The organism is Leeuwenhoekiella sp. W20_SRS_FM14 (assembly GCF_052119605.1).
In the GTDB taxonomy this organism is placed as follows: Bacteria; Bacteroidota; Bacteroidia; order Flavobacteriales; family Flavobacteriaceae; genus Leeuwenhoekiella.
In genome coordinates this window covers 198,162-213,776 of record NZ_JBGQOK010000006.1, presented here as the reverse complement: position 1 = coordinate 213,776, position 15,615 = coordinate 198,162, and the positions used below count along the sequence as shown (strand labels likewise).

The 15,615-nt window shown below is 34.8% G+C and carries 14 protein-coding genes; 4 read left to right on the top strand and 10 right to left on the bottom strand.

What is annotated here, in order from left to right; genetic code table 11:
* Positions 1 to 3: 3 nt before the first annotated feature.
* Entirely contained in the window at positions 4 to 1,527 is a 1,524-nt protein-coding gene (locus ACEN25_RS12175; protein ID WP_441803163.1) for an aldehyde dehydrogenase family protein, read from the bottom strand.
* Between the two features lie 231 nt (positions 1,528 to 1,758).
* Between ACEN25_RS12175 and ACEN25_RS12170 the strand changes: the two genes are divergently transcribed.
* Positions 1,759 to 2,667 (top strand): AraC family transcriptional regulator, encoded by a 909-nt coding sequence (locus ACEN25_RS12170; protein WP_441803162.1) that lies wholly within the window; start codon positions 1,759 to 1,761, stop codon positions 2,665 to 2,667.
* Here ACEN25_RS12170 and ACEN25_RS12165 read toward each other — a convergent pair.
* Both ACEN25_RS12165 and ACEN25_RS12160 read right to left on the bottom strand, forming a co-directional pair.
* Complete coding sequence (locus ACEN25_RS12165) at positions 2,664 to 3,158, bottom strand: nuclear transport factor 2 family protein (RefSeq protein WP_441803161.1); 495 nt, start codon at positions 3,156 to 3,158, stop codon at positions 2,664 to 2,666. The genes ACEN25_RS12170 and ACEN25_RS12165 overlap by 4 nt on opposite strands.
* 51 nt (positions 3,159 to 3,209) lie before the next feature.
* Positions 3,210 to 3,584, bottom strand: a complete 375-nt coding sequence (locus tag ACEN25_RS12160) for a DoxX family protein (protein WP_441803160.1) — start codon at positions 3,582 to 3,584, stop codon at positions 3,210 to 3,212.
* 282 nt (positions 3,585 to 3,866) lie between these two features.
* Between ACEN25_RS12160 and katG the strand changes: the two genes are divergently transcribed.
* Complete coding sequence (katG, locus tag ACEN25_RS12155) at positions 3,867 to 6,107, top strand: catalase/peroxidase HPI (protein ID WP_441803159.1); 2,241 nt, start codon at positions 3,867 to 3,869, stop codon at positions 6,105 to 6,107.
* A 71-nt stretch (positions 6,108 to 6,178) separates the two neighbouring features.
* Here the strand turns inward: katG and rlmF are convergent, their stop codons facing one another.
* Complete coding sequence (gene rlmF / locus ACEN25_RS12150; RefSeq protein ID WP_441803158.1) at positions 6,179 to 7,096, bottom strand: 23S rRNA (adenine(1618)-N(6))-methyltransferase RlmF; 918 nt, start codon at positions 7,094 to 7,096, stop codon at positions 6,179 to 6,181.
* A 164-nt stretch (positions 7,097 to 7,260) separates the two neighbouring features.
* On the opposite strand from rlmF, the gene ACEN25_RS12145 reads away from it, so the two are divergent.
* Positions 7,261 to 8,004, top strand: coding sequence for a DUF5995 family protein (locus tag ACEN25_RS12145; RefSeq protein ID WP_441803157.1), 744 nt, complete (start codon positions 7,261 to 7,263; stop codon positions 8,002 to 8,004).
* Between the two features lie 194 nt (positions 8,005 to 8,198).
* Here ACEN25_RS12145 and ACEN25_RS12140 read toward each other — a convergent pair whose 3' ends face one another.
* From ACEN25_RS12140 to ACEN25_RS12130, 3 genes are all read right to left on the bottom strand, one after another.
* Entirely contained in the window at positions 8,199 to 8,960 is a 762-nt protein-coding gene (locus ACEN25_RS12140; protein ID WP_441803156.1) for an FkbM family methyltransferase, read from the bottom strand.
* 30 nt (positions 8,961 to 8,990) lie between these two features.
* Positions 8,991 to 9,368: a PH domain-containing protein gene (locus ACEN25_RS12135; protein WP_028377624.1), complete on the bottom strand. Its 378-nt coding sequence runs from the start codon at positions 9,366 to 9,368 to the stop codon at positions 8,991 to 8,993.
* Positions 9,369 to 9,535: 167 nt separating this feature from the next.
* The gene (locus ACEN25_RS12130) at positions 9,536 to 10,048 is read right to left on the bottom strand and encodes a VOC family protein (protein WP_441803155.1); all 513 of its coding nucleotides are present in this window, start codon (positions 10,046 to 10,048) and stop codon (positions 9,536 to 9,538) included.
* A gap of 118 nt (positions 10,049 to 10,166) precedes the next feature.
* On the opposite strand from ACEN25_RS12130, the gene ACEN25_RS12125 reads away from it, so the two are divergent.
* On the top strand, positions 10,167 to 10,478 hold the full coding sequence (locus ACEN25_RS12125; protein ID WP_441803154.1) for a winged helix-turn-helix transcriptional regulator: 312 nt from the start codon (positions 10,167 to 10,169) through the stop codon (positions 10,476 to 10,478).
* A 33-nt stretch (positions 10,479 to 10,511) separates the two neighbouring features.
* Here the strand turns inward: ACEN25_RS12125 and ACEN25_RS12120 are convergent, their stop codons facing one another.
* The 3 genes from ACEN25_RS12120 to ACEN25_RS12110 form a co-directional block, all read right to left on the bottom strand.
* Positions 10,512 to 11,540: a serine hydrolase domain-containing protein gene (locus tag ACEN25_RS12120; protein WP_441803153.1), complete on the bottom strand. Its 1,029-nt coding sequence runs from the start codon at positions 11,538 to 11,540 to the stop codon at positions 10,512 to 10,514.
* A 258-nt stretch (positions 11,541 to 11,798) separates the two neighbouring features.
* Positions 11,799 to 14,822 (bottom strand): metallophosphoesterase, encoded by a 3,024-nt coding sequence (locus ACEN25_RS12115; protein ID WP_441803152.1) that lies wholly within the window; start codon positions 14,820 to 14,822, stop codon positions 11,799 to 11,801.
* A 195-nt stretch (positions 14,823 to 15,017) separates the two neighbouring features.
* Positions 15,018 to 15,605: a thioredoxin family protein gene (locus ACEN25_RS12110; protein ID WP_441803151.1), complete on the bottom strand. Its 588-nt coding sequence runs from the start codon at positions 15,603 to 15,605 to the stop codon at positions 15,018 to 15,020.
* Between the last annotated feature and the right edge of the window lie 10 nt (positions 15,606 to 15,615).

Sequence of the window (15,615 nt, the reverse complement as noted above, 5' to 3'; positions counted from 1 at the left end):
AATTTAGAAAAAGCCCATTGCTTTTTTGTCATAAGAAATCAGCATATTTTTTGTTTGACGGTAATGAGATAACATCATTTTATGGTTTTCACGTCCTATACCAGACTTTTTATAACCACCAAAGGGAGCGTGAGCAGGATAATTATGATAGTTATTTACCCAAACACGACCGGCTTTAATGCCTCTTGAGATCTGGTAAGCTTGATGTGTATCACGGGTCCAGACGCCTGCACCAAGACCATATAAAGTATCATTAGCGATCTCAATAGCTTCTGCCTCATCTTTAAAAGATGTTACACAAAGCACAGGGCCAAAAATTTCTTCTTGAAAAACGCGCATTTTATTATTGCCTTTTAAAATAGTAGGTTGAATATAAAAACCACCTTCAAGTCCCTCGTTGTACGCTGATTCTCCACCACAGAGTACTTCTGCGCCTTCTTCTTTACCAATACTTATATAGTTTAAAATTTTCTCGTATTGGTCGTTAGAAGCCTGAGCTCCCATCATGGTATCAGGACTTAACGGGTGTCCCAGTTTGATGGCTTTTGTACGATCTACCACGCGTTCTAAGAATTTTTCATAAATACTTTCCTGCACTAGTAATCGAGAAGGACAGGTGCAAATCTCACCTTGATTTAGAGCAAACATTACCGCACCTTCAAGACATTTGTCAAAGAAATCATCATCTGCATCCATAACGCTTTCAAAGAAAACATTAGGAGATTTACCTCCTAATTCTAATGTAACCGGTGTGATATTTTTAGAAGCATATTGCATAATAAGTTGGCCGGTTGTGGTTTCTCCTGTAAATGCAATTTTATCTATACGTGGGCTAGAGGCGAGAGGTTTTCCGGCTTCAGCTCCAAAACCGTTTACAATATTAAGTACCCCTGCCGGCAAAATACCTTCAATTAACTCCATTAATATAAGTATACTCACAGGAGTTTGTTCTGCCGGTTTTAGAACTACGCAATTACCTGCGGCAAGAGCAGGAGCAAGTTTCCAAACAGCCATTAAGATTGGGAAATTCCAGGGGATAATTTGACCTACGACACCTAATGGTTCTGTTATATTGAGGGCTACAGTATTGCTGTCTAATTCACTAACGGAGCCTTCTTCTGCACGTATAACCCCTGCAAAATACCTAAAATGATCTACAGCAAGCGGTAAATCTGCCGCACGGGTTTCACGTATCGCTTTACCATTATCCCAGGTTTCAGCCCGAGCAAGTGTTTCTAAATTTTGCTCCATCACATCTGCAATTTTAAGAAGTAAATTACTGCGATAGGCTGCAGCAGAGCTATTCCATTGTGGGGCAGCTTCCCAGGCCGCGTCTAGAGCTTTTTCGATATCTTCTGCAGTAGAGCGCGGTATTCTTGTGAAGTTTGCGCCATCTACAGGTGATACATTGTCAAAATATTCACCTTTTACAGGAGCTGTCCATTTTCCTCCTATAAAGTTTTCATATTGATCTTTAAATTTAGGCTTCTCGACAACGTTTGCGGAAGCAGTCTTTACATCGCTCATAATGATTTTTTTTAGTTATAGTTTAAATTTTTGAGTTGTGCTTAGTAGGGGAAATGGTAGTGCACTTTTTAGTCTTCTAAAGTTAAAAATCAGTTTAGGAAAACGACTGACCTATACTATTAAAACAATGTACTATTCTATCAAATAGTGTTAATGTGTTAAAATATAGCTTCTTAAATTGTATATTTAGTATTGTAAGGGGTGTTAATCTGAGGATGTTATATTTTGAATATGCAATTATCTGAATCATTTTTTAAAAACAGAAAGCTTGAACATCTGGTCGAAAACCAGACATCATATACGTTAAATCATGCGGCTATGCATGTCTTTGAAACACATGCACAGGCAGAACGGGTTTTGTTACAGTTTGATAAGCCGGTTTTAGCAAGTATGCTTCGCGGAAAGAAAATTATGCACCTGCGCGATCACAATGGTTTTGATTTTTTACCTGGAGAATCACTCATCTTACCTGCAGACGAATTGATGTGTATAGATTTTCCTGAAGCTCAGGAGCGTAACCCCACGCGATGTCTGGCAATGGCGATTGCAGATGATAAGATTAAAAAGGTTGTAAACCTTATGAATGAGAATCTTACTAAAGACGATGGCAGTGAATGGAGCCTAATGGATTATAATTTTCATTTTACAAATGATACCGGCATTTATCAGATTTTACAACGTCTCCTATTCCTGTTTACCGAGAATCACCCTTCTAAAGATTATTTTGTAGACAATATGCTTCAAGAACTTATCATACGTATTCTGCAAACAAATAACCGTAAAATTTATACAGATAAGGCTTTAAAATTAAATAGTAGTAGCAGGCTTACCTCTATTATACAATATATAAGAGATCATCTTAATGAATCTCTTTCCGTAGAGCTGTTAAGCAAACAGGCGTGTATGAGTGAGTCTAACTTTTATAAGGTTTTTAAAAATGAACTGGGCATTTCTCCTATTGATTATATAAATACAGAGCGTATAAAGTTAGCGGTAAGCTTACTTCAGAATCCAGATCGTAAAATTAAAAATATATATCAGGAATGTGGCTTTGAAAGCCGCTCCTATTTTAATAGAGTGTTCAAACGAATGAAAAATGTGTCTCCTGGTGTTTTTCAGACTTCAATGACCAGCCATTAAGATGTTTCTTCTTTAAAGCTGCGCATATTTTGCAGGTATCCTGAGAGTGATTTGCTAGATTGCTGCTGTATTTTTAATTTCATAACATTAGACCATCCCAGAATTAAACCTTTAAACCCAATCGCTTGCCGTGACCAGCGCCAAAGGTTAAAATGATCTGTATGTTGTAATATTTTACCGTTTTGAAAGTAAAATGTTCCTACTACGTGATTTACAACTTTACGTTTTTTAGGGCCAAATAAGTACGTGGCCGTCCATTTTGCACTTCCGTTATAGTCGTTAGCTTGTATATCACTATAACTTATCTCCAGATTACTTCCACCACGTTCTATAAGCATAAACCACATTGCTCGTGCCCGATCTCCTTTTATATTGCCAAAAGCGGGATCTGTAAACGTGATGTTTTTACCATAGCAGGCGGTCATTTTCTCAGGGTCGTGAGCTTTAAACGCACTGTAAAATGTTTCTAGAACTTCTTCGTTAGGATGCATTGAAAAGTAGTATTGAGCGCTTTTTTACGCATTTATTAAAACGCAAGGTAGTTAGAAAAGCGGTTTTATTTTAGCTCTATTTTCATAAAGCATCCCTATATTAATTATCATTAGAATAACCGCCATTAATAAACCTTCTGGCATATTTACAATGTGGGTTAAAACAATTCCTACCATAATGGGAAAAATCATAATATAACCTATAGCCTGTGTGCGGGGTATCATTACAAGTATTCCTGCTATAATCTCTACAACTGCTATTAGCGGTAGTAACCAGCCAAAACTCATTAGTGCTGCAAATAAATCTTGCGCTTCCTGAGGTAAATCTTCTGGCATAGGCATATAATTAAAAAATTTGTTGAGACCAGAATTGATAAAAAGTAGTCCAAAAAGAATACTTACGATGTTAATAATTTTACGTTTCATACAAATGTTGGTTGATTCTTAAAGATTAGGTTAAATGCGTTAAAAATGTTTTGTGTAATTTTCTAGAGCTAATTATAAATTTAGGATTTAAACAGATTAATTGTTGATATTCAGATCAAAAGATTTGTGTTTTATCAAATGTTTGAGGTAATTTGAATGCGTATCAATCGTTGTAAATAGTATTTACTTATGGAAACATAAAAAGTATAAATTATAATTATACCAAAAATAGTTTAAAATTGAAGTTCTTTATACTCTTTAAAATGTAAAATTCAATCTAATATGGAAAATCAAAATAATCATGATCATGGCGCAGACGGAAAAGTCTGGGATGTGAATGACTCAGAAGCAAAATGTCCTTTTTTAAGTGGTGAAATGCATCACACTACCGGAGGAGGAACAACAACCCGAGACTGGTGGCCAAATCAGCTCAAATTAAGTATTCTACGACAAAATTCAGAATTGACTAACCCAATGGATCCTGATTTTAACTATGCTGAAGAATTCAAATCTTTAGACTTAGCAGCTGTTAAACAGGATTTACACAATCTTATGACAGATAGCCAGGACTGGTGGCCTGCAGATTATGGTCATTATGGTCCGTTTTTTATACGTATGGCGTGGCATGCTGCCGGTACATACCGCATACAGGACGGTCGTGGGGGCGCAGGTTCTGGGCAACAGCGCTTTGCACCATTAAACAGCTGGCCAGATAATGCAAACCTTGATAAAGCACGTTTATTGCTTTGGCCTATTAAGAAAAAATACGGCAAAAAATTATCCTGGGCAGATTTACTTATCCTAACCGGTAACGTAGCTCATGAGTCTATGGGATTAAAAATGTTTGGTTTTGCAGGTGGTCGTGAAGACGTTTGGGAACCGGAAGAAGTATACTGGGGAGCAGAATCAGAGTGGTTAGGTAATGAAGATCGTTATGCTAACGGTGATTTAGAAAAACCATTAGGTGCTGCGCATATGGGACTTATTTATGTAAATCCAGAAGGGCATAATGCAAATCCAGATCCTGTGGAAGCGGCTCATTACATTCGAGAAACCTTTGGTCGTATGGCGATGAATGATTATGAGACCGTAGCGCTTATTGCCGGTGGTCATACATTTGGTAAAACACACGGTGCTGCAGATCCTACTGTTTACGTAGATGCAGAACCTGCTGCTGCAGGTATCGAGGCACAAAGTATGGGCTGGAATAACAGATATGGTACCGGTAAAGGAGCAGATACAATCACAAGTGGTCTTGAAGGAGCCTGGACAGATACCCCAACACAATGGAGTCATACCTATTTTAATAACTTATTTGGTTACGAGTGGGAGTTAACAAAAAGCCCGGCAGGAGCACATCAGTGGAAACCGGTTAACGACGGTGGAGCAGGTACTGTACCAGATGCGCACGATCCTTCTAAAAAGCACGCGCCTTTTATGTTGACAACCGATCTTTCTTTGAAAATGGATCCTGAATATGAAAAAATATCAAGACATTTTCATAAGAATCCACAGGAATTTGCAGATGCCTACAGCCGCGCATGGTTTAAATTAACGCACCGTGATATGGGGCCTAAAGAGCGGTATTTAGGACCAGAAGTTCCGCAGGAAGAATTAATATGGCAAGATCCAATTCCTGCTGTAGATTATGAGTTAGTGAATGATGAAGATATTACAGGTTTAAAATCTTCTATTTTAAATAGTGGACACTCAGTTTCAGAATTAGTTGCTACAGCCTGGGCTTCAGCTTCTACCTTTAGAGGTTCTGACAAGCGTGGTGGTGCCAATGGTGCACGCGTACGTTTAGCACCTCAAAATAGATGGAAAGTGAACAATCCGCAGCAATTACAGTCTGTTTTAAATACACTAGAGGGTATTCAAAATGATTTTAATACTGCGCAAAGCGGAAACAAAAAAGTTTCTCTGGCAGATCTTATCGTTTTAGCAGGTTGCGCAGCTGTAGAAAAAGCAGCAAGTGATGCAGGATATTCTGTAAATGTACCATTTAGAGCAGGTAGAGCAGACGCTTCAGCAGAACAAACAGATGCAGAAGCATTTGAAGCTTTAGAACCTGTAGCAGATGGTTTTAGAAACTATTTAAAAGAAGGTGTAAAAATTACTGCTGAAGAATTATTACTAGATAAAGCTAACTTACTTACGCTTACAGCTCCTGAAATGACTGTATTAGTAGCAGGTATGCGTGTATTGAACACTAACTTTGATGGTTCTAATAAAGGAGTGTTTACAGATAATCCGGGAACACTTACAAATGATTTTCTGGTAGCTATTACAGACCTGGGTACAACCTGGAAAGCGACTTCAGACTCAGACGCAATCTTTGTAGGTAGCGATCGCAAAAGTGGTGAAGTTAAATATACAGGAACCCGTGCAGATTTAATTTTTGGATCTAACAGTGAGTTAAGAGCACTTGCTGAAGCGTATGCTGCAGACGATGCTAAAGAGAAATTTGTACACGATTTTGTTAAGGCCTGGGATAAAGTAATGAATTTAGACCGTTACTAATCTCTTGTAATTTAAGATGTGTAAAAGGCGACCCAACGGGTCGCCTTTTTTAGTTTTACACTGTTATAGTCCTATTCCTGAAAAGACCAGGCTACAACGCGGCTTGATTTATTGCCGGTTCCCATGGGGATGGTTTTTAATTGTTTAACTTCAGCTTTTCTAAGCTGTTTATAAATACGTTTTAAATTGTCTTGCTTAGAGACTAAAGTGGTAAACCATTTGCACTGTGTGCCTCTGGTTTTACTCTGCTTAATCATTATTTTAATAAATTCTGCCTCACCACCTTCTGTAATTAATTCGTTGCTTACACCTGCAAAATTTAGTTCGGGTTTTGAGTTTTTAACACCTGTAAGATTTTTTGTTTTTCTACGGGTTCCTCGTAATGCCTCTTCTTGAGATGCGTGAAAGGGTGGGTTGCACATTGTAAAGTCAATAATATCATCAGGATTTAGAATACCATTAAAAATACTATCTGCATTTTTTTGTAGGCGCAATTCGATTTTCCCTTTTAATGAATTGTTAGCTTCAATGATTTTTTCTGTGGAAGCAATAGAGTTTGCATCTATATCTGTAGCAATAAAACTCCAGTCATATTCAGTTACACCCAGAATAGGATAAATTAAACTCGCTCCCGTTCCTATATCCAGTCCCTTAATTTGATTTCCTTTTTGAAGTTCGCCAGTACCTTCACTTAATAAATCTGCGATAGCATGTAGATAATCTGCGCGTCCTGGTATGGGCGGACACAGATTAGTGTCAGGGAAATCCCAGTTTTTAATTCCGTAATAATGCTTAAGTAATGCCTGATTGAGTAGTTTCACAGCTTCAGCACTTGCAAAATCAATAGATTCTGTGCCATACTTATTTGGTTTTATATGTTTTCCTAATTCGGGAACCACATTTACTAAAGCTTTTAAATCATACGGTTCACGATTGCGATTGCGTGCGTGCAACGTTGATTTTAAAGGTGTTTTTTTAGATTTAGACATACATAATTAGTTAAGTGGCTAAGGTGCGAAGATACTCATACTCGTGGCTTTTAAGTGACTAATAAAAAAGGACGTTGCAATTATTCGTTTTTGACTGAATATTTAATAGATAATTTTAACTTCTAATAGAATCGGTTATATTTAAATAGTTAAAAATCAAATATATGCAAGCGGTTACTATTGACGAAGTTATTATTCAACTTGATCAAATTATTTTAAGTGAAAAAGTAGACAATAGCTGTCTGGTCTTTTTTCCGATTTTGTATAATGCTGTTACTAAACGCATTAAAAAAGGTATTGTGAATAACGAATTTGATGACAATGCCCGAATGGAAAAATTGGATGTCATTTTTGCGAACCGGTATATCAATGCTTATCATGCATTTAAAGAAGGAGAACCACTCACGCAAAGTTGGGATTTTGCTTTTAAAACTTCCGAAGCGATGGTGATGCAGCACTTGCTGCTGGGTATTAATGCGCATATTAACCTTGATCTGGGTATTGCCGCTGCCCTAACTACCGGCGATAATCATTTGGGGGATTTTGAAACCGATTTTAATAAAATAAATGCCATTCTGGCCAGTATGATTGCTGATGTAAAAGAGCGCATCGGTAAAGTTTCTCCATTATTTAAGCTGCTCGGCCTGGTGGGGAAGGGCAAAGAGGACAAGCTGGTTTCTTTTAGCATTAACATTGCCCGCGATGGTGCCTGGCTGTTTGCTAATGAATATGCTGCTGCTGTAAATAAAGAAGTAGCATTTAAAAAACGTGATGAGGTAATAGCTGCTTTAGCTTATAAAATTGTAAATCCAAAAAGCAAGTTAGTACAGGTTATTGCTGAGGTTGTTCGTTTTTTTGAAGTTAAGGATGTACAGAAAGTCGCTTCTGTTTTAGAAGAAGGAATTTAACGGTTAACTTTTATTTTAAAATTGATTTACTCAAGAAGCTTAGTGGTTCTTGTGCACTTGTAAATGAAAGAACAAGTATAGCGGTAAGAACTAAAAATTTTTTATTCATCATTTCTGAAAAGTTTTTGTAGCTGACTTTGAGTTAAAAAATAATGCTGAAACTTAATTTTAGAAGCTTTTGCAATGTTCTCAAATTATTTTTCTTCAATCAGGTCTTTTAATATAAAAAGAGCATCAACCTGACGTAGTTGTCCTTTCTCGGTAGTAGAATTTCCGTATAGATTATACAATACAAACCCGTACGTACGAAGCAAACTTAGAATTTCATCAAATTGAGGCTGGCCTTGATAGCTTGGCATTATACTTATCTCTGTATAAATCATTTTGATTCGTTTTTGAGATAAGGTTTTTGAAGCGGCCTGAAATACTTTAAACTCGCCTCCCTGAACATCCATCTTTAAAATATCGAGAGTTTTGATGGCGTTGGCTTCTACATAATCATCTAAGGTAATTGTTTCTATGCTAACTTTTTCCCGGGTATCAAAGAGTCCCTCAGACCACGTTTTTTTAGCATTAGGGTCTGAATCTAATAAAGAGTTAGTTTGCGCAAAGGAGTTGCTGTTAAACAATACTTTACCACTTTTGTTACTTAATGCTTTGTTTACTAAACTAATATTAGCATCACCTGTCGTATTAACTTTTAGCTGGTCAAACGATTCTTTAAAAGGCTCAAAACTATGTATAGCTGCGTTAGGAAATAAAGATCTGTAAAAACCGGTAACCTCACCTACATAAGCTCCCACATCAAAAATTATAATCTCTTTTTCCGGATTTTCTAATAAATTATATTGCGTCAAAAATGGATTTTGATCGCTGTAATTTTTAGTTTCAGTCTTAATGATTTTTAAACCGAAGCGTCTAAAAAGTTTTTTAACCAGTCTTTTGATAGGTATCACAATGCTTTTTTAAAAGTATTTTAATTAAAATTACATCACTTTCTGAGCAAGCAAGCGCTGTACTGCATACACATCTATACTCTTGTTAAATCGTTTAGAAACCGATGGCACATCTTCACTAGAAATCCAGATTTTTAACTCTGCATCAAGGTCAAAAGTACCTGCTGTTTCAAGTGAAAAGCGTGATATGTTTTTATAAGGAAGCGATTTATATTCCATTTTACTGCCGGTTAAACCTTGTACATCTATAAGAATTAGTCGCTTATTTGTAAACATAAATACATCACGAAAAAGTTTAAAACCCAGTTCTACCGTTTCAGTTTCTATAAGTAAACGGCTGTATTTTTGAGTTAATTCTTCTGAAGAAACTTCGCTGGCGTTGCCCAGTATATTGTTAAATAGTCCCATTGTGTTTTAGTTTAATAAGTTTGTATTTAAATTGAACGTCTCTCGCTCGAGACGTTCTCTGTAAATCTAGCAATTAGAGCTTTAGTTTTTTAGAAGGATTTCATAAAACTAAAAAACCGTAGTCTCCTTTTAAGAAACCACGGTTTTTTTAATGGGTTATTTGCTTCTTATTTTGAGTAAGCTCCTGATGAATACGTTAATTCATAACTGTGCGTGTATATCTCAAACACAATCCCAAACGGATCTTCTACATAACACATTTTAAAGGGTTTATCTTCGGGGTAATACTCCCGAATAGGCATCCGTTGCTTTCCGCCGTAAGAAACTATCTTCTCTATTAATTCTTCAATATTAGGATCCTGAACACAGAAGTGAAAAAGGCCTGTATTAAACGGGGTAAATTTTGGAGCTTCTTTTACGCCGTTAGGAAATGAGAACAGCTCGATGCCTACCCCGTCTGAAGTTGCTAAATGAGCGATTTCAAAGGTTTCCCAATCATCACCAAATACATCTATACACATCTGGCCAATCGCGGTTTCCTTTTCTTTCTTCACTTCAGAAGGTTCCATAATTACATACCATCCCATCACTTCTGAGTAAAATTTTACGGCTTTATGAATATCAGGAACGGTAATACCTACGTGTGAAAAAGCTTTCGGATAATTTTTAGTAGTCGTCATAATCTTAATTTAGACTACAAAATTAGCCTATATTTGCCTAGAAGGCAATAACTTACCTAAAAGTAGCATAGTTACCAAAATGAGTGAATTGCTGAAAAACAATTGATTAAGATTTTAAATGAGTACAGATAATTATTGTCCGCTTCATTACACAATGAATTTAATAGGTAGTAAGTGGAAACCGCTGGTGTTGTTTCATCTGCTTGAAGGCCCGTTACGTTCAGGAATTTTACAAAAAAAAGTACCCGAAATATCGAATAAGATGTTTACCCAAACGGTACGCGAATTAGAAAAAGACGGGTTAATTATTCGTGAAGTGTTTCCTGTGGTTCCGCCAAAGGTAGAATATGCGTTGAGTGCTCGAGGTAAATCGTTAGAAACTATTTTAAAGGCTTTAGATCAATGGGGATTAGATGATATAAACAGCTAGTTTATATATATCTAAAATTCTACAACAATTTGTTTAACTGCTTCTGCGTTTTACAATTTTAAAGATACGACCGTAGCTTATTTTTGCTAAATTCCATTCGTAACCCTCAAAGTTGGTTGTATTGTTAAACTGAATAATTACAGTGTCAATATCTTTATGATATTTTGCAATACTTTGATACCCCGGTAGTAATCCGGTGTGCTCGTATTCGTAAACCGTTGAATAAATTTCCTGCTCCCCTTCATTAAATACAGAACCATCATTTAAAGCTCTTATAAACGCACCTACGTCTTCTGCGGTTGCGATCATTAAACCTGTTTCTTCGGTTTTTAAATCTTCTTCAATGCCTACATAATACCCACTCATAAGATCAGCAAGGTCAATGTCTTGAATTGAACCATAGGTATTCTTCAGATTAAGCGGATCTAATATTTCTTCTTTTATAAACTGCCTGTGGCTATATCCTACCGTTTTATCAATAAGATCTGAAATCAACATATAGTTTGTGTTGGAATACCCATAATCTGTATCGGGTTTAAAATCTGCAGGTAAGTCTAACGCATATCCCAGTGTTTCTTCTTTATTTTTAGGAGGATTTGTCCAATAATCCGGGTGATCTACAAAATTGGGAATACCGCTGCGGTGTTGTAACATCATCCGCAAAGTGATTTCATTAGCATTTTCTATACGATTTGTAAGTTCAGGGAAATATTCGGCTAGGGTTTTATCTAATGACAAGCGTTTAGCCTTAACTAATTTTGTCGCTGCTACGGCCACATACAATTTTGTGATGCTTGCAATTTTAAATAAAGCTTTGGGATTTGCCGGTATTTTATTTTTTCGGTCGTGCCATCCTGCAGCGTAAAACTCAGGAGGCTTATTGCCTTGATCTATATACACAATCATCCCATCAAAACCGTGACCTATTGCTTCATCAAGTTGTTTCTGTACGGTATCGGGTAGGGGTAGTATCCACGCTTTTACTAAAATCCACGGCACGAAATATAGAGAGCCTATACTCGCAACTATAAATAGGATTCTAAATATTGGCTTTGGTTTCATAATTGGTGTAATGCTTTACCTATTTAAAATGCTAATTTAGGAATTACAAACAAAATTGCTTGAGCCTATTTTAAAAGGCTGAAAGTCAAAGAATATTATAGGATTTTGAATATGTGATTAGTCAAACTTTTATAAACTAAAAAACCGCAGATCTTTGTGGAACTGCGGTTTTTACGAATTCGTTTTCCATTTGTTTCAATGTGATTCTAGCTGTAATAAATAATAGATAAACCTTATTATTAATATCTTTTAAGGTGTCTAATTAATTTTCATTTTTCCAATAAGTCTTTGTTTGTTAAAACCAGCAATTTGAATTATTCTATCTCTTTTTTTTCTCTCAACAAAATTCGTATACAAATGCCTTTTAATGTATTCTCTTAATATGCACTGAGCTAAATAATTTTCTTTGACATCGTTAAATAAATTTTCTAACTCTTTTATGTCTATATTATTATAGAAAGTCTTAATTGCAAAAGTCACTATTTTTGATGCTGGCGAATTGATGTTAGAATTTACTTTATCAAATAATTCATTCTGTCCTTTAGTTCCTACAGCGAACATTAAATTTGTCATACTATCAACACAAATTCGCCATGAAATAAATTGAAAAATATTTCTTACAGATTTTTCTATAAATTTAACATCTATTTCCCCACGTCTGCTTTTCTTTTCTTCCTCTTTTCTTTTAATATCTTCAACAATTGTTTCTATAAGTATTTCTTTATCTTTTTCTAGCATACTTGAATAGAAACCTAGAAAACGAAAAATAGTATTGTAGGCTGCTTCAACTAGTTTAATAAGTTTTTCCTTTTCGAAATCTCCACTTTGATTTTTTACTATTTGACCTATAATTTTTACAGTTCTAAAAGCTTGATTCATTTCAATTGCTTCAGGAGGTAAAATGCTTTCTTCGCTATCCTCATATTTTTGTTCATTTCTTTCAGTAGAATCTTTTTTCTTTAGCTCTTTCTTTACCTCTTCTTTTGGATTTATGTCTTCTATTATTTCGTGCTTTATTTCATTAGTAAATTCGGAAATGAATTTCACGAATTCATCATCTTTATCTAAAGTTAAAGGAGAGGCATTTTCAAATGGTATTTCACTTGTAAACACTATACTATCTATTAATATTTGTGCCTTTGTATGGTGGGAAAGAAAAATTAGAATATTGGCATTAATTTCCAAATGTATCTCATTACATAGCTGATATATAAGGTCTTGATATTTTTCTATATCTGTGGATATTTTTTGAGCAATTAAAAAATAATATATGTATTTATAAGAAAATGTGTAGTATTCATCATCGTACTTTAGAATATTTGAATTGCAAAGTACTTTAAGAATTTTATCATTTGTTAATGATTTATGGCGGAAATATTTTCGTTTGTAATTTGTAATGAAATTATCAAAATCATCAGTATTTATAACACTTATTTCTTTTTCATATGTATAAAATGCAAGTTCTTTTAGAATATTTAGTAAGCTTGTTAAAACGGAATCTTTAATACCTTCTTTAATTAGCCCGGCTTTAATTAATACCAAATAAATATTAGCATATGATGTTTGCGAAAAATTTTGCAAGTTTTCATCTAGGCTTTGCAAAAGTGTTAAAATGAAAATAGGATAAGAAGGCATGAGCCTATTGCCGATTAAAGAATTTATTTCATTAAATCTTAATTTGACGTTATTTAAAATCACTTCTTCTTGAATAGTCAATATATTTTCTCCAATTAAAAGCCATTGTTCAATTAATTCACTTCTTTTTTCGTGACCAAGAGGCAAAAGTTTATACTTCAAATATTCTTTAAAACTAGTAGTTTCTTCAGTTAAATTCTTAGAGCTATATGTGTTATCTGATGTAACTAGTACATAGTCAAAATTATTTGTAAATGATAGAATTAATTTTTTCTTATATTTTGAGTTAAGTGTCGATCTATGAAAGTTGTCAATTAAAATAATTCTTTTTTCAAGTTGAAAATACAAGTCAATATTGTCATCATTATATTGTTCTTTTAAAGATTTCTTTACTAATTTTTTAATATCAGTATCGTTGCAATACTTACCTCTTAAAAATATAGGAGTCAATCCCATTTCATAATATCTTTTGAAAAGAACGTAAAGCAAAGCTGTTTTACCTGCTTGATCGGCTCCTTCAATAAGTATATTTACATTCTCTTCATTTTTGACTCTATCAATTAAATCCGATGAATTTGGATATTGAACAATACTGTCATTTTCAATTAATGGCTCTAAATCTGGGAAAACAAATATATCTGATAAAACTAATTTGGGTTTTTTTGAATGTTTTAATGGAATGGTCAAATTTGTAATTCTAGACTCAAACTCTTGGCATAGAATAAATTTCCGCTTAATTTTTTCAATAATTCGATGCTTTTCTTGAGATTCTACGGAATACTCTTCACCATTAAATTTAAATGTTTTAGAATTTATAGATTTGTCGGAGAGATCTATTTCATATAGAGAAAATCCTGTTTCATCAATAATGTTTGTATTAAAAGCTTTACCACCACAAAAAATAACATTATTATTCCTTTGAAGGATTGCTTTTGGATTACCCTTGTCATGTTCGTGACCATAAATTACAAGATTTGAGCTTTTTATTAAATGTTCTTCAAATCTTTGTTTATTGTTTCGTTTTGTGTTGGCCGAAAGCCAGTCTGTTGGATGATGGAAAACAGAAATTACATATTCGCCATTTTCATTCTCAATAAATTTGTTTTCTGGGATTATTAATGAACCTTGTTTTTCATTGATTTCAGTTAGCCAACTGGTATTATAACAATGAAATGTGATTTTAAAATCTAAGTGGGGTCTAAATTCGTATTTATATGCGACCTTATCTCTATCTTTAAATTCCGTTAATTCATTTGTGAAATTCCAGAAATTAGTTTGAACGGCCATTGCATCAGTAAAATAATCATCTTCTAGAACTTCATCAGTTCTGCAATCATTCAATATAGATTTTCTCGTTTTCTTTTCATTATCAAAGCAACAGTCGTGATTTCCAGGTACAGTAACTATTTTAATATTTATTATAGCTCTTCTTTCTTTCAGTTTTTCAATCAGTTTAGAGATAAATATTTTGGCATTTTCAAATTCTGTTTGTCTTCCAAAATTTACAATATCACCCGATAAAATTAGATATATATGTGATAGTTGATTTACATCATAATCTATTGCCTTAACAAGATTATCAATTCTATCGATTAAAGGATTGTCTTGTATATGTAAGTCACTCAAATGTAATATTCCAATTTTCATGTTTTCTCTATTTGGCGGTTATTAAAGTTCTTGCTAACATTTTTGGCAGTACATTACCTTGTGTTCGAACCCCATTACCACGCTAAATATAACCCAACTTTCAATCACTACTGTACGCCATTCCGTAAACCGCATAAAAAAAGCGACAATTCATAGAAAATTGTCGCTTTAATTTTTTGGTATTCGATAACAAATTTAATTCGCGTAGGCGTGTTTATAGGGTTCACCTTTTAGAATCTTTAGCATATCTGCTTCGAGACTTTCTATAGGGTATTCTACAATACGCCCCAGTTCTTTACCGTCTTTACTAAAAATAAGCGTAGGTACACGTTTGATGTCTTTACCAGCTTCCAAGCCTTGTGGAGTAGTTTTGGAGCGATCTACAGTGATGAGTTCGATATCTTCCGTTTTACCGGCAGCATCGAGAATTTTATAAAAACGAGGCGTCTCACGCTTGCTGTCCCCACACCAGGTTCCCATAAAAACAGTGATTTCAACATCTTTTAAAAGCGGTTTAAGCTCTTCAAGTAAACCGCTGTCGACAGTGTAGTCTTCATATTCGGGATTGAACCAACTTCTAAATGTTCCTGCCTGCAACTGGGTACGTTGTGTCTTGCCAGTTAGCATTTCGGGTTGTTGCGGTGCTTCGGGTACTTCTTCTGGTATTTGTAGTTCTTCTGCAGCTGCGGGTGTTTCTGCTTGCGCAACCACACTGCTTTTAGATTTACAACTTACTACAGCTGCACACACAAGTGCGAGGCTTAAATATTTTAATGTTCTCATAGTTTGTAAT

Excerpts from the sequence above, each read along its gene's own strand:
- katG (WP_441803159.1), top strand. The coding sequence starts at position 3,867 with ATGGAAAATCAAAATAATCATGATCATGGCGCAGACGGAAAAGTCTGG.
- ACEN25_RS12170 (WP_441803162.1), top strand. The coding sequence starts at position 1,759 with ATGCAATTATCTGAATCATTTTTTAAAAACAGAAAGCTTGAACATCTG.
- ACEN25_RS12135 (WP_028377624.1), bottom strand. The coding sequence starts at position 9,368 with ATGGGACTATTTAACAATATACTGGGCAACGCCAGCGAAGTTTCTTCA.
- ACEN25_RS12145 (WP_441803157.1), top strand. The coding sequence starts at position 7,261 with ATGCAAGCGGTTACTATTGACGAAGTTATTATTCAACTTGATCAAATT.
- ACEN25_RS12160 (WP_441803160.1), bottom strand. The coding sequence starts at position 3,584 with ATGAAACGTAAAATTATTAACATCGTAAGTATTCTTTTTGGACTACTT.
- ACEN25_RS12165 (WP_441803161.1), bottom strand. The coding sequence starts at position 3,158 with ATGCATCCTAACGAAGAAGTTCTAGAAACATTTTACAGTGCGTTTAAA.
- ACEN25_RS12120 (WP_441803153.1), bottom strand. The coding sequence starts at position 11,540 with ATGAAACCAAAGCCAATATTTAGAATCCTATTTATAGTTGCGAGTATA.
- ACEN25_RS12175 (WP_441803163.1), bottom strand. The coding sequence starts at position 1,527 with ATGAGCGATGTAAAGACTGCTTCCGCAAACGTTGTCGAGAAGCCTAAA.
- ACEN25_RS12110 (WP_441803151.1), bottom strand. The coding sequence starts at position 15,605 with ATGAGAACATTAAAATATTTAAGCCTCGCACTTGTGTGTGCAGCTGTA.
- ACEN25_RS12115 (WP_441803152.1), bottom strand. The coding sequence starts at position 14,822 with ATGAAAATTGGAATATTACATTTGAGTGACTTACATATACAAGACAAT.
- rlmF (WP_441803158.1), bottom strand. The coding sequence starts at position 7,096 with ATGTCTAAATCTAAAAAAACACCTTTAAAATCAACGTTGCACGCACGC.
- ACEN25_RS12125 (WP_441803154.1), top strand. The coding sequence starts at position 10,167 with ATGAGTACAGATAATTATTGTCCGCTTCATTACACAATGAATTTAATA.
- ACEN25_RS12130 (WP_441803155.1), bottom strand. The coding sequence starts at position 10,048 with ATGACGACTACTAAAAATTATCCGAAAGCTTTTTCACACGTAGGTATT.